The organism is Deinococcus budaensis, from assembly GCF_014201885.1.
Lineage (GTDB): Bacteria > Deinococcota > Deinococci > Deinococcales > Deinococcaceae > Deinococcus > Deinococcus budaensis.
This window is the reverse complement of record NZ_JACHFN010000010.1, coordinates 17,846-31,719: the sequence shown is the minus strand read 5'-3', so window position 1 is coordinate 31,719 and position 13,874 is coordinate 17,846. Positions and strand designations below refer to the sequence as shown.

At 68.0% G+C, this 13,874-nt stretch carries 11 protein-coding genes and 1 CRISPR repeat array; all 11 genes read right to left on the bottom strand.

Annotated features, from left to right (window positions below; all coding sequences use genetic code 11):
• Nucleotides 1-61: 61 nt before the first annotated feature.
• Nucleotides 62-1,267 (bottom strand): thiolase family protein, encoded by a 1,206-nt coding sequence (locus tag HNQ09_RS13055; protein WP_184030073.1) that lies wholly within the window; start codon nt 1,265-1,267, stop codon nt 62-64.
• Between the two features lie 485 nt (nt 1,268-1,752).
• Nucleotides 1,753-2,943 (bottom strand): alpha/beta fold hydrolase, encoded by a 1,191-nt coding sequence (locus HNQ09_RS13050; RefSeq protein ID WP_184030071.1) that lies wholly within the window; start codon nt 2,941-2,943, stop codon nt 1,753-1,755.
• Nucleotides 2,944-2,946: 3 nt separating this feature from the next.
• Nucleotides 2,947-5,292, bottom strand: a complete 2,346-nt coding sequence (locus HNQ09_RS13045; RefSeq protein ID WP_184030068.1) for a 3-hydroxyacyl-CoA dehydrogenase/enoyl-CoA hydratase family protein — start codon at nt 5,290-5,292, stop codon at nt 2,947-2,949.
• A 100-nt stretch (nt 5,293-5,392) separates the two neighbouring features.
• Nucleotides 5,393-6,577 (bottom strand): hypothetical protein, encoded by a 1,185-nt coding sequence (locus tag HNQ09_RS13040; RefSeq protein WP_184030065.1) that lies wholly within the window; start codon nt 6,575-6,577, stop codon nt 5,393-5,395.
• Nucleotides 6,578-6,614: 37 nt separating this feature from the next.
• Nucleotides 6,615-6,899, bottom strand: coding sequence for a hypothetical protein (locus tag HNQ09_RS13035; protein ID WP_343057802.1), 285 nt, complete (start codon nt 6,897-6,899; stop codon nt 6,615-6,617).
• Entirely contained in the window at nt 6,896-7,651 is a 756-nt protein-coding gene (locus HNQ09_RS13030; RefSeq protein ID WP_184030062.1) for a sulfite exporter TauE/SafE family protein, read from the bottom strand. Before HNQ09_RS13030 ends, HNQ09_RS13035 begins: the two co-directional genes overlap by 4 nt.
• A gap of 49 nt (nt 7,652-7,700) precedes the next feature.
• A CRISPR array of direct repeats spans nt 7,701-8,960; the repeat unit is 37 nt; unit sequence GTTTCAATCCTCAGCCGCCCCGAAAGACGGCTGCAAC.
• A 172-nt stretch (nt 8,961-9,132) separates the two neighbouring features.
• Nucleotides 9,133-9,426, bottom strand: a complete 294-nt coding sequence (gene cas2, locus HNQ09_RS13025; RefSeq protein ID WP_184030059.1) for a CRISPR-associated endonuclease Cas2 — start codon at nt 9,424-9,426, stop codon at nt 9,133-9,135.
• Entirely contained in the window at nt 9,423-10,451 is a 1,029-nt protein-coding gene (cas1c, locus tag HNQ09_RS13020) for a type I-C CRISPR-associated endonuclease Cas1c (protein WP_184030056.1), read from the bottom strand. Before cas1c ends, cas2 begins: the two co-directional genes overlap by 4 nt.
• Entirely contained in the window at nt 10,448-11,062 is a 615-nt protein-coding gene (gene cas4, locus HNQ09_RS13015) for a CRISPR-associated protein Cas4 (protein WP_184030053.1), read from the bottom strand. The genes cas1c and cas4 overlap by 4 nt, the downstream gene beginning before the upstream one ends.
• Nucleotides 11,063-11,114: 52 nt before the next feature.
• Nucleotides 11,115-12,026 (bottom strand): type I-C CRISPR-associated protein Cas7/Csd2, encoded by a 912-nt coding sequence (gene cas7c, locus HNQ09_RS13010; RefSeq protein ID WP_184030050.1) that lies wholly within the window; start codon nt 12,024-12,026, stop codon nt 11,115-11,117.
• Nucleotides 12,023-13,873, bottom strand: a complete 1,851-nt coding sequence (gene cas8c / locus HNQ09_RS13005; RefSeq protein ID WP_184030048.1) for a type I-C CRISPR-associated protein Cas8c/Csd1 — start codon at nt 13,871-13,873, stop codon at nt 12,023-12,025. The genes cas7c and cas8c overlap by 4 nt, the downstream gene beginning before the upstream one ends.
• Nucleotide 13,874 lies beyond the last annotated feature (1 nt).

The window sequence follows — 13,874 nt, the reverse complement described above, 5'->3', positions numbered from 1 at the left end:
GAGCTGCGGCGAAGCAAAGAAAACCCCGCACTGGGCGGGGCTTCTCAGTAGGGAGGGCGGTTCAGTCGGCGGCCTGCTCCCCCGCGCCTTCTTCCGGGAACACCTCAATCACGCCCGCCGCGCCCATGCCGCCGCCGATGCACATGGTGATCAGCGCCTTGCCGCCGCCCCGGCGCCGCAGCTCGTAGATCGCGGTCGCCGTGAGCTTGGCGCCCGAGCAGCCCAGCGGGTGCCCCAGGGCGATGGCGCCGCCGTTCACGTTCATCTTCTCCTGGTCGAAACCCAGTTCGCGGGCCACGGCCAGGCTCTGCGCCGCGAACGCCTCGTTCAGCTCGATCAGGTCGATGTCGTCGAGGGTCAGGCCGGTCTGGGCGAGCACCTTCGGCACGGCCTTCACGGGGCCGATACCCATCAATTCCGGCTCCACGCCCGCCACCGCGAAGCCGAGGAACTTGGCGAGCGGCTTCACGCCGAGTTCCTGCGCCTTCTCGGCGCTCATCACCAGCACGGCGGCGGCCCCGTCGCTGAAGGGGCTGGAGTTGGCCGCACTCACCGAGCCGGTCGCCTTGAAGGCCGGGCGGACCTTCGCCATGTCCTCCAGGTTGGCGTCGCGGCGGATCAGCTCGTCCTTGTCGAAGTTGAGGGTCGTGCTGGTGACCTTCGTGCCCTTCACCTTGTCCACCTGCACGGGCACGGGGATGATCTCGGCGTCGAACTTGCCGGAGTCCTGGGCCGCCGCCGCGCGCTGGTGGCTGCGGAGGGCGAAGGCGTCCTGGTCCTCGCGGCTCACGCCGTACTTCTGCGCCACGTTCTCGGCGGTCAGGCCCATACCGATGTAGGCGCCGGGGCGGTCGTCCACGAGGTCGGGGTTGGGGCTGGGGTTGTGGCCGGTCATGGGCACCATGCTCATGCTCTCCACGCCCCCGGCGAGCATCACGTCCGCCTGCCCGGTCTGGATCGCCGCCGCCGCCATCGCGATGGTCTGGAGGCCGCTGGAGCAGAAGCGGTTGACGGTCACGCCGCCCACGGTGTCGGGCATCCCCGCCCGCAGGGCGGCCATCCGCGCCACGTTGAGGCCCTGCTCGGCTTCGGGGATGGCGCAGCCCAGGTATACGTCCTCCACGATGGAGGGGTCCACGCCCGCGCGCTTCACGGCTTCATTCAGCACGAGGGCGGCAAGGTCGTCGGGGCGGGTGTTGGCGAGGGTGCCTTTGACGCCGCGCCCCACAGGGGTACGAACGGCAGAAACGATAACAGCATCACGCATGAGGTTGACTCCTTTAGAGGTTGGGGAAAAAGGGCTTGTTGACGCTCTGTCTGTGAAGTTCCAAGAGAGAGGCGGATTTCAGGGTCCGACTGAGGTCGTCTAGCAACTCATCGACGATGAGGTTCAACTGTTGGAGACCTTCTACATCTACTCCAAGCTCAGCCCCGCCGAGGTCCCGGACTAGCGTTTGGTAGGGCTCATCGTAATGGGAGGCGCTAAGGTTTGCCGTGACTACCGTTACCTCATATGTTAGTCGAACATCGACGGCCCACGTTAAATCACCCCCTTCAAGCTCCATACCGACTCCGAGCGAAAGGTGTAAACCTGGGTGAGCCAGAGACGGTGTGAGAGAAAAATTGTTATTTAAACGAACGACCTTGTTCTGAACAATTTCCTCTCTACTCAGCCCCTCTACCAACCGAATAGCCTCTGACCGAAACCGGCTGAGGGCAGACAGGAACTCATAGAGGTTGACAGAAGCGCCATCAACCATGATTCGCTGCCTCACTTCCCAACACCCGCGCCACGAACCCCTCCAGCGCCGCGTCGTACCCCGCCGGGTCGATGTTCCAGCAGCGGATGTGCTTGGCTCCCTCGACCCGGTGGTACTCCACCAGATCGGGGCGGGCGGCGGCGAGGGCGTCGGCCTGCCCCACCGGAATGGTGCGGTCGCGGGTGCCGTGCCACAGGAGGATGGGCAGCCGGAAACCCGGGGCGGCCCTGATCTGGTCTACCGCGTCGAAATCCTGTCCTGAGCGGCGGGTGACGACGTATTGCACGAAGGTCGCCACATGCCGCGCCACGAAGGGCGGCAGGCCGTACCGCTGCCCCTGCCAGCGGATGGTCGCGCGCCAGTCGAGCACCGGGCAGTCGAGCATGACGCCCTGGACGGGGAGGGGAAACGGCTCGTGCTTGGGCCGCAGCACGCTCAGGACGATGTTGCCGCCCATCGAAAAGCCGTACAGCACCGCCCGCCGGTAGCCCGCCTCCCGCGCCCAGGTCAGGGCGGCGAGCACGTCCTCGGCCTCCTCGTCGCCCAGGGTGTGATAGCCGTTCCCGGAGCGCGGGGCGCCGTGGGCATTGCGGAAGGTGACGAAGAGGGACCCCGTACCTGTCCGCCGCAGCGCCGGGAGCATCCGCAAGGCCTGCGACCGCTGCCCGCCGTGCCCGTGGACGACGATCACGATGGCGTCCCGCTCGCCGGAGACCGGGGGAATGTGCCACGCGGGCATCTCGCCCAGCGGCGTGCTGATGGCTGTGTTCTCGTACGCCACGCCCAGTTGCGCCGGGGTGCCGTTGTAGACGAAGGAGGAGGCCCAGGCGAGGGCGCCGTTGGGCAGGACGCCGCGCTCCTCGCCGATCTCACGCCGCACCAGCGTTCCGGCGATCCTGGCCGGACCCAGCACCGCGTGCCCCCGGTTGGGCCGCAGGGGCACGATGCCGATGACCCCGCGCGAGAGCGTTTCCGGCGAGGCGGGCAGGTACACCGAGTTCCCGCGCCGCCCCACCGGAACGAACGCCCCCTTCACCCAGCGGGTTTTGGACCGCAGGGTGATTTCGGCGCCCACGAACGCCCCGACGCCCAGCAACGCGGCGTAGCCCAGGGCGGCCCAGGCGGCCGCGCGGCGCTTGCGGACATGCCGCAGGCGGCCCAGGAGGCGGGGACGGTCGCTCACGGCTCAGTTCCTCAGCGGCTTGCCGGTCTTGAGCATGTGCTCGATGCGCTGCTGGGTGCCCTTCTTGCCCAGCAGGGTCAGGAAGGCGTCGCGCTCCAGGTCGAGCAGGTGCTGTTCGGACACCTTCGCGGTGCGGTTGTTGCCCGTCCCGCCCGAGAGCACGCGGGCGAGCTGGGTCCCGACCTCGGCGTCGTACTTGGAGGCGTACCCGCCTTCCGTCATGCCGTAGAGGGCCAGCTTGACGGCAGCGATGGCGGCGTCGCCCATCACCGGAATGTTCTGCCGGGGGGTGGGCTGCACGTAACCGGGCGCCAGGGCCAGCACCATCCGCTTGGCTTCCTCGATGACGTGGTTCTTGTTCATCACCACGGTGTCGTGGTCGCGCAGGAAGCCGAGCTTGCGGGCTTCCAGGGCCGAGGTGCTGACCTTGGCCGTGCCGATCAGTTCGAAGGCCCGCTGCACGGCGGGCAGCAGCGGCTGGTTGGGCTGAAGCTGGTCGGTAAAGCGCAGCAGCATTTCCTTGGTGCCGCCGCCGCCGGGGATCAGGCCGACGCCGACTTCCACCAGCCCCATGTACGTCTCGGCGCTTGCGACGATGTGGTCGGCGTGGATGGAGAACTCGCAGCCGCCGCCCAGCGCCAGCCCGAAGGGGGCCGCGACGGTGGGGTGGGGAGAAAAGCGCATGGAGGTCGTGACCTGCTGGAACTGCTTGATCGCGTCGTCCAGCTCGTCCCACTCCTCGGCCTGCGCCTGCGAGAGGATCAGCGGGAGGTTGGCCCCGGCGGAGAAGTTCTCGCCCTGGTTGCCCACGACGAGGCCCGCGTAGCCCATCTCCCCCACCAGCTTGTGCGCGTCCTGCACGGCGCGCAGCTGGTCCTCGCCCAGCGCGTTCATCTTGGCGTGCCACTCCACGAGCAGCACCCCGTCGCCCAGGTCCACGATGCTCGCGCCGGGGCGCTTCTTGACGACCTTGGTGGCATCCTTTTTCAGGTCCGTCAGGATGAAGTAGGGGGCCTGGTACGGGGTCGCCTCGCCCGTCGGCGTGACGGTCGTGTCGCCCTCGTAGAAGCGCTCACGGCCGGAGTTCTTCATGGCCTGAAGCAGGGGCGGGAGGGTGCGGCCCTCGGCCTCCAGGTTGGCGATCACGGTCTGGACGCCGAGGGTATCCATCGTCTCGAAAGGGCCTTCCTCCCAGCCGAAGCCCCACTTCAGCGCGTTATCGATGTCCTGAAGGCGGTTGGATACATTCCCGGCCATCTTGGAGGCGTACCAGAAGCCGTCGTTCATCACGCCGCGCAGGAAGTCGCCTTCCTTGCCCTCCGCGCCGTACAGCGCCTTCACGCGGGCGGCGAGGGGCTGGCTCTTGACCGCTTCGACGGCAGGCACCTTGACCTTGCCCCGGTCCTCGTACTCCAGCGAGTCGAGGTTCAGCGACAGAATCTTGGTCTTGCCCTTCTCGTCCTTGGTCTTCTTGTAAAAGCCGCTGCCCGTCTTGTCGCCCAGGAACTTCTTCTCCACGATCCGCTTGAAGGTGTCGGTCAGGGTGAAGTCCTCGTCGGCGGGCGTGGCCTTATTCAGATCGTTGGCGACGTGGTAGATGATGTCCAGGCCCGAGAGGTCGGCGGTGCGGAAGGTCGCACTCTTGGCGCGGCCCAGCGCGGGGCCGGTGAGCTGGTCCACCTCGTCGGGGGTCAGGCCCGTGCGCTCCATATGCTGCATGGCGCGGACGATGCCGTACACGCCGATGCGGTTGGCGACGAAGCCCGGCACGTCGTTGGCGATGACAATGCCCTTGCCCAGCACGCTCTCCCCGAACTCGCTGAAAGCCTCCAGCACGGCCGGATCGGTTTTGGGCGTGGGAATGACCTCCAGCAGGTGGAGGTAGCGCGGCGGGTTGAAGAAGTGCGCCCCCACGAAGCGGCGCTGGAAGTCCTCCGAGCGGCCCTCGATCTGGAGGTGCATGGGGATGCCCGAGGAGTTGCTGGAGAGGATCGCCGTCTTCTTGGCGACGCCCTCCACCCGCGCCCACAGGTCGCGCTTGGCGTCGAGCTTCTCGATGATCGCCTCGAGAATCCAGTCGGCGTCCTTGAGCTTTTTCAGGTCGTCTTCGAGGTTGCCGGGGGTGATGAGCGCCGCGCGGTCCGGTTCCATGAAGGCGGCGGGGCGGGCCTTGAGCGCCCGCTGAATGCCCTGCTTGGCGAGGAAGTTGCGGTCGGGGTTGTCCGGCAGCACGATGTCGAGCAGGGTGACGGGAATCCCCGCGTTGGCGAGCTGCGCGGCGATGGCGGCGCCCATCACGCCCGCGCCGATCACGGCGGCCTTCTGGATGCGGTAAGGCTGTGTCTGCATGTGACCTCCTGCGGTGAGCAGTTTCAAATATTGAACTCGGTTCAAAGGGTAGGGGGCGGCGGGGCGTTTGTCCACCGACCATGACACACAGGGGCAGGCTTCAGCGGGCGGCCAGCCACGCCCGCGCCTCCCGCTCCAGCGCGGCGAAAGAGGCGAAACCCAGGGCGCGGGCTGCCCGGTCACGGTCCCCCGTCTGCGCGAAGGCCTGCGCGAGCCGCCAGGGGGCGTCCCGGCCCTGCTTCCCGGCCAGGAACTCCACTACGCCGAGGCCCTGACGGTAGGCGTGGTCCCAGCGATTCTCGGGGACGGCGGGGAAGTCGGCCAGCTCGGAGAGGGGCACCCATCCGGCGCGGGCGTAGGCGTTGGCGCGGGCCTGCCCCGATTGCCAGCTCGCCCCGGCGGTAAAGGCGCGGGCGGCGAAGTTTGCCAGCCCCTCGTGCAGCCACCAGGGGATGCGCTTGTCGCCCTGCGGCCCGCCTGCCCGCTGGGCCGCCACCCCCACGGCGAGGTGGGTGAACTCGTGGGTCAGCACCCGCAGCGCCGAGGCCTCGGCCTGGGCGGGGGCGCCGCCGGGCAGGGCCAGCTTGATCGCCTCGCCGGGTTCATTCCAGCCCGAGACGGGTTGCAGCGAGAGGGCGACGCTGGCGCTGAGGCGCTCGGCATCCGGGTAGACCTTGACCACGGCGTTCCCGGGCACGTCCAGCCCCAGCACGGCCCGGACCTCCCGGGCGGCGCGCGGCAGCAGCCCGGCGAGAGGCGCCACCCGCTCGGGCAGGCCGGGCACCGCCAGCGCGAGCAACGTGCCTGTCTGAGCTGTACCTGTCTGGGCCGTGCCTGTCTGGGCTGGGGCGGGGTCAGCGGGGACAGGACTGGGAGAGACCGCCAGGAACGCCTCGCCCGCGTAGCGCCACACCTCCCCCACCCGGACGAGCTGAACGGGGAGGCTGACGCGGTTGGGCTGCCCCCCGGCGCGGCTCCCGGTCTGGCCCTCCGGGACCCGCGTCCATGCCAGGGTGAGGGTCGCGGCCGCCCGCGCGCCCTCCCCCCGCAGGTCGCTGAAGGTGAACGTCACGTCGCGGGGCACCCGGCGGGCCAGGTCCGCCGCGAAGTTGGCGCCCTCGACCGCGAAGGTGCCCTCCGGCGCGAGGAGGGCGCGGTAGGCGGGGGCGTCCCCGGCACGCGCTGTCCGCTGAAGCGCGGCCGCCAGCTCCTGTGGGGTGCGCTGGGCGTGGGCGGCGGGGGGCAGCAGCGTGAGGCCCAGCAGCAGGGCGGCCCGGAAGGTCATGCCCCCAGCTTAGAGATTCTGACGCCGGGGGACGAGGTCAGCTTCCCGGCAAAAAGCCCTTGACCACAAATACGACCGCCAGCCCGCCCAGCGCGGCCAGCGCCGCGAGGCTGAGGCGGCGGTCCCGGCGCCACGCGCCCACGGCGACCCACACGGCGGCCAGGACCGGCACGGCAGCCACACCCACGACACCCAGCAGCGCGAGGCGGGGAACCAGCACCCCCAGCGCCAGCAGCGTGACCGCCACCCAGAAGCCCAGGGGATAGAGCCAGGCAGGCAACCCGGCGAGTTCGGTCGGGCGGCTGGACTCGGGCGGGGTCACACCTGCCCCCAGTACTTCCACAGCAGTTGCCCCGCCGTGAAGATCAGGAGCACGCTGAAAAACAGCTTGAGCTGCGCGGCGGGAATGCGGCTTTGCAGTCCGGCGCCCGCCCGCGCCCCGATCAACACGCCCAGCGCGACCCCGGCGGCGAGGCGCACGTCAAGCAACCCCCCTGCCTGATACACCAGCGCGTTGCCCACGGCAGTCAGCCCCATGATGAAAGTCGAGGTGGCGATGGCCTGCCGGATGGGCACACCTGCCAGCAGGTTGAGCACCGGCACCTGCACCGTGCCCCCGCCGATGCCCAGCAGACCGCTCATCACGCCCGCGAAGGTCATGGCCGGGGGCACAAGGCGGCTGGGGGGCCGCTCGACCTCCACCCGCTTCAGGCCCCGCAGCAGGTTGTACGCCGAGTACAGCAGCAGGAGGGCGAACACCGTCGCCACCGCGCGGGCAGGCAGCACCAGCCCCAGAAAACTGCCCGCCGCCCCGCCCAGGATGGTGTACGGCGAGAGCAGGTAGCCCGTCCGCGCCCGCACCAGCCCCTGTTGCAGGTAGCTGGCTGCCCCGCTGAGGCCCACCGCCAGCACCCCGATCTGCGACACCGCCACCGCCTGGCTGATGCTGATCTCGCGCCCGAAGAGCGGCAGCACGAATTCCAGCGCAGGCACGACCACCACGCCCCCGCCCAGGCCCAGGATCGCGCCCAGCACCCCGGCGAGCAGGCCGACGGCAATTACGGCGAGGGTCATTGTGGGATCACGGGAAGGAGGCTAACACGGGTGGGCGCCCCGACATGACGCTTCAATCCCCAGCCGCCCCGAAAGACGGCTGCAACCGCGCGCGGGGACTGCCGGGCGCGTAGCTGGGGTTGTTTCAATCCTCAGCCGCCCCGAAAGACGGCTGCAACAGCATGACGGACGCGCAGTTTTATGCGGCGCTCGACGTTTCAATCCTCAGCCGCCCCGAAAGACGGCTGCAACGGAGGGCATCGGCCCCACGGCCCCCATGCTGCGCGTCGTTTCAATCCTCAGCCGCCCCGAAAGACGGCTGCAACGGGCCGATGATCTCTTTCAGCAGCGTGTCATTCAGGTTTCAATCCTCAGCCGCCCCGAAAGACGGCTGCAACGCTGGGCCTGCTCTCGATGTTCTGGTCGTAGGTGTTGTTTCAATCCTCAGCCGCCCCGAAAGACGGCTGCAACGGCAGCCCCGTTCGCACCGTCCACACTCACGCCGGTTTCAATCCTCAGCCGCCCCGAAAGACGGCTGCAACCGCGACGGCCTACAACCTCGCCATTCAGGAAGAGCTGTTTCAATCCTCAGCCGCCCCGAAAGACGGCTGCAACGTGAGCACGGGCCGGGCCGGGGTCAGGGTGTAGTTTCAATCCTCAGCCGCCCCGAAAGACGGCTGCAACCCAGCCGCGCGCCCGTGGCTGTGGGCGGCGCCCAGTTTCAATCCTCAGCCGCCCCGAAAGACGGCTGCAACGGTGACGGTCAGTTTCCAGCACCCGGTTCCCCTTGTTTCAATCCTCAGCCGCCCCGAAAGACGGCTGCAACCACGTCCCAGCCGACCACCGCGCCCGGCATGGACTGGTTTCAATCCTCAGCCGCCCCGAAAGACGGCTGCAACTGATTTATGCCTTATTTCGAGGGGCTGATGCCTGAGTTTCAATCCTCAGCCGCCCCGAAAGACGGCTGCAACGTGGAGAGCATCTATCAGATGCTGTTCAAGGCGCAGGTTTCAATCCTCAGCCGCCCCGAAAGACGGCTGCAACCCTTCGATGACAGCGTATTTCGGGTCATCGGGGTGTTTCAATCCTCAGCCGCCCCGAAAGACGGCTGCAACCCGGTAGAGCGTTGCGCGGATGTGGGCCGCCGCCGCGTTTCAATCCTCAGCCGCCCCGAAAGACGGCTGCAACCCAGAACGTGACGGTGACCGAGGCGGCGCTGGATGTTTCAATCCTCAGCCGCCCCGAAAGACGGCTGCAACGCCGTGCCGCAGGGGCTGAGGCAGCGGGCGGGCGGTTTCAATCCTCAGCCGCCCCGAAAGACGGCTGCAACGGTTCGCGCGTCAGAACTGTCTGGCGCGTGTTTCGCCCCAGATTATGCGCGAACCCCTGTTCCGCCTCCAGAAGGACGCCTTGGCAGAGGGGCGTCTCCCGCGTCTGGGCAGGAATTTTTCGGCAACGCGGACCCCCCGGCTTCAGTCCGTCACGACAGGTTCGCGCGGCCCTTACAAGATCAGCGGCGCGCTGAGGTCGCGGTACCCGTCACGCCCGAAGGCCTCCACGAACTTGTCACGCGGTTGACGTAAGCGGTAGATGCGGACGCTGTCTTCCGACGGGTCCATTTCCCGCAGCAGTTGGTCGCGCAGGGCGAGCAGTTGCACGTCATTGACGCTGACTTCGAAGACACTGTTTTGCACGCGCTGGCCGTGCGCCACGCAGACTTTGGCGACGCGGCGCAGGCGTTTGCGTCCGGCGCTGGTCTCGGTGTTCACGTCGTAACAGATCAGCAGGTCGATCATCGGTGCAGGTAGGGCGGGTAGTGGGGCCGGTCGCCGCGCAGATGCTGGGCGAGGAGGCGCGCCTGGACGTGTGCAATCAGGCCCAGCGGGGTGTCGCGCCCGGTGAGCGAATGCTTGACCGTCTCCTGCTTGCGCTCCTGAAGGTGCTTGATCAGGGTGCGGCGGCCATCTTCCGAGATGGTGACGCTGCCGCCCGCGTGCAGGATGAAGTCGCGCGGCGTGAGCTGCGAGCGGTTGATCAGCGTGATGACCGCCCGGTCCGCGATCACGGCGCGCAGTTCCTCCATCAGGTCGAGGGCGAGGCTGGCGCGGCCCGGCCGGAGCGCGTGCAAGAAGCCCACCTGCGGGTCGAGACCCACCTGCTGACAGGCCCCGGCGCAGTCGCCCGCCAGCAGCGTGTAGGCGTAGTTCAGCACGGCGTTGATGGGATCGCGCGCCGGTCGCCGGGTGCGCTCGCCCAGCCAGAAGAAGTCGCGGTTGACCCGCAGGGTATGGCTGAAGGCCCCGAAATACGCGCGGGCAGCGGTGCCCTCGATGCCGCGCACCTCGTCCACGGTCCCGGCCAGGGGCAGACACCCGATCTGGCCGTTCACGTCGCGGGCGGCTTCCCGCAGGATGGGCTGGTCGGCCTCGGCGGCGTCGCGGGCCGAGCGCAGCAGGGCCGCCTTCTGGTTTTGCAACTTGCCCGCCGCGATATAGCGGGCCACGGCCAGGGTGCGGGCCGGGTCGCCCGAGGCCGCGTGCTGGGCCACCCGCAGCAGCACGTTGCCGCTCATGGGCGTCTCGGTGCGGGCGGTGAAGCGGCCCGACTCGGTGAGCCAGGTGACCGGCTTGTGCTCGCGCCCCAGCCGCTGAATCAGGTACGGACTGATCAGCACGTTGCCGAACACGACCACGCCGTCGAGGTGGTGGAGGGGCAGCATCGCCACGCGGGCGCCTTCCACGTCCACCCGCACGTTGTCATTTTCCAGACGCAGGTAGCTGCCCTGCGTCTGCACGTAGAGGGTATTGAGCAGCGTCCTCACGAGCCTCCATCCATCCGGGTCGAGAAGGGGTCGTACCCTGCCGGAAAGTCACGCGGTGCGAACGGCTCGCACTCGTCGTACAGGCTGCACAAGCGGCAGCGGTCGTCGGCGGCGGGCGCGGGCAGGACGCCGCCCCGCAGCAGGGCGCGCACCCCGTCCCGCGCGTCCAGCACAGCTCCGCGCAGCTCCAGCGTGAAGGCCACCTCCCGGCGCCCCCGGCTGGCGACGTGGTAGATGAAGCCTTCGGGGATATCGGCGCCGAACATCTCCTCCAGGCAAAGGGCCTGGGCGCAGAGCTGCACCTCGTCGGCCAGCCGGGGTTTGGCCTTGCCGGACTTGTACTCGACGGGCCGGGGCGAGCCGTCAGGCAACAGCTCGACCACATCCGCTACCCCCGCGAGGCCGTGCTGGCGGGACACCAGCGGCAGGGCGCGCAGGGTCCGCACCCCGTCGCGGACTTCCGTGCCGCCGCCGTGCGCCCGCTCGTGCGTCTGGTGGCCGCGTGCCGTCTGGCTGTTGTCCGCCCACACCCCCTCGACGTGAATCAGGGCGCACTGGCGCGGGCAGAAGACAAAATGTTGCAAGGCCGAGAGGGAAACCGGATCGTCCATGCATGCTCCAGAAGGGGGCCGGGAAGGGAGGAGGCCCGGCCCGGGAAGGAGGTCAGGCGTCCAGCCGGGTCAGCGTCACGCCCTGCGGCAGGCCGTCCGCCTCGACCGCCACGTCGTAATCCCCAAACTGGCGGGCGACGGGCACCTCGTCCTTGCGCTTCACCTTCACGCGGCCCAGCAGCTTATGGGCGGGCGCGTTCCCCAGCTTGCTGTCGTGGCTGAACACGTACAGGCCCCGGCAGGCGGTCAGGCCCCGGCTGGCGCTGCGGTCGAGGTCCCACATGTTCTCCAGCGCCTGCCAGAGCAGCCCCAGGTCGGCGTCGTCGAACTTGGTGTCCTGAGCGAAGGTCGGCACGTAGAAGCCGTGCGCCACATAGAGGCCGTAAGGGATAAAGGCTTTGCGGCCCATCGTGCCGTGGCTGGATGTGCCCTCTCCGTCCCCGTCGCGTGTTGTCTTTTCACCGGCTTTGGTTAGGGCAATTCTGGTGATCGCGAGGTCCATTCCCAGAATCGGATCAACACTTCTCGCAAAGGTGAGCTGAACTGGTCCCCTGACCTGTCCGGCGTTTGCCTCTTTACCGCTCATCACTGCCCCAAAGGTGCGTACGTCATAGAAGTTCTCGCACATCCAGGCTTTGACGCCGGGTGCTTCAACGTTCTCTTTCGGTTTGATCTTGAGTGCTGTGTAGGCTCGGAGATTGCGCTCATTGAGGATCGCGCCCTGCTGCACGTAAATTTTGAAGCGGTCCTCGTTCCCCTTCAGGGCGTCCACGTAATTCCTGATCTTGCGCTTGAGGGCCACGTCGGTCACGATGCCCAGGCCCGTTTCAGGGTCCACGCGCGGCAGGTTCCCGGCGTCCGGGTCGCCGTTGGGGTTGCCGTTGGTCACGTCGAAAATCAGGACGAACTCGTGGCGATTGGCGGCGTTGAGGTGGGGCTGGGGGGTCTGGGCGGGGTCGGTCATTGGGCGTCTCCTTCGCTGGTCTGGGTGTCGTCGTCGGGGGTGGTGCCCTGTGCCGCTTTCGCCTTCTTCGCGGCGCTGCGTTCGCGGATGTCCAGGCTGATGGCCGCCCGCTGGTGGTAGTAGCCCAGGCTGAAGAGGGCCTGCTCGGGCGTGCTGAGAGGTTTGGCGGGAATGTCTTTCAGCGATCCCATCACGTCCTCCAGCGCCCGCTGCTTGCTGAAGTAGGCGGCCTCGTTCTCCTTGCGGAGCTTTTGCAGGTGCGCCTGCGAGCCGTGCATCAATCGGCCCACCACGGCGTAAGGGGTGGTGCTCATGGAGCCGTAGAAGCGGTCTACCAGGGTCGTGTTGGCCCGCATCACGCTGCTCTGCACGTCGTCCAGCACGGCGAGGAGGCGGCCCAGGTGGTAGGCGGGTTCGGGCCTCCTGGGGTCGAGGGCTTCCAGATTTGCGTCGGTCACGTCAAACTCCTTCCAGTCTCGGGAAAGCAGCACCATCTTGGTCAGGGCGGCGCGGGGGCGGGTCACGCGGTAGGCGTCGGCGCGGTTGCGGTTAGAAAGCCGCACCAGAAACGAGCGCGGCAGCGGCGCTCCCGTCAGCGCGTGCTGGACAAGCGCGTCCACGTCGGGGGCGATGTGTTCCTTGCTGGCGTCGCGGTACATGGCTCCGACAAGCTGAAACACGCCGTAGGTCTTGCCCTCGTCCTCCTCGCGCATGGCCGCGATGGTCTGCGCCTCGAAATAGGCCGCGAGATGGTCCACCGCGTCCCCCACGGTGCTCGTCAGGTGGGTGCGGACGGCGATGCGGCTGCCACTGGGCGTCAGGCCGACCGTATAGAAGGGGGCTTCGGCCTTGAGATCGCTTTGCTGTCCGGTCAAAGCACTCCAGAGGGCGTTTCTAACTTCCTCGGTGCGCGCCTTCTTCTCACGGCGTTTTTGTGCAGGGAAACGGCCCGGCTGGCTGAGGGTCTGCCCGACCGGGGGCATCCCGCCTTCCCGCGTCCAGAAGGCGTAGGTCACGCCGCCCACGCGCAGGCTGGTCGCGGGGTCGGCCAGCAGGCGGTTGAGGCCGTTGGCGTACTTTTCCGCGACCTCCAGCCGAACGGGCGCGATCTGCGAGGCGTGGAGGCCGTAGGACTCGAAGGCTCCCGCGTTGGCGCTGATGAAGTTCATGCCGCTGGTCTGGCCGCCAGAGATGCCCTTGATCTTGACGGGTTCCATGTCCATGACAGGCCCGACCTCGCCTGTAATCAGACACTCCGCGACGAGTGCGCTCCCGGCCTCCCGCCCGAACTGCGCCGCCCAGAAGGTCCGCACAGAGGGCTGATCTATGGGCCGCACGCCTTCTACGCTGAAGGTCACGTTGGTATCAGGGGCAAAGTCGGGGAAAGCGGCGAGGTACTTCTCCCGAAAGGCGGCAGGGTCCAGTCCGTCGAGGAAACGGGCGACGGCGAGAACGCTCGACTCTTCGGTGGCCTCGGCACATACGCGCACGAGCTGCCTGAAGGCGTCGTGTCTCTTGAGGGTGTTCTTGTCTCCCTCCTTTTTGGGAATGCCCAGCGCGTACTCCGCGTTGTCCATCAGCAGGCGGGCCTTGATACCGACGGTTCGGATGAGGTTCGGCGCGGCCAGTGGCGCTCCCAGGTCCTTCCCCTTCGTCTTCCCACTGCTGAGCGGCTGCACGTCTCGCACCGTGCCGTCAGCCTTCAGCCTGACCTCCCAGCGCACGGGCTGAGCGGCGTACATGAAGGGCATCTCGTCTCCACCCGCCCCCGACTCCGACGCCTGCGCCCTGACCCGGCCCTCGGCGCGCATCCGGTCCTCGTAGCGCATCAACTGTTCGAGCAGCATG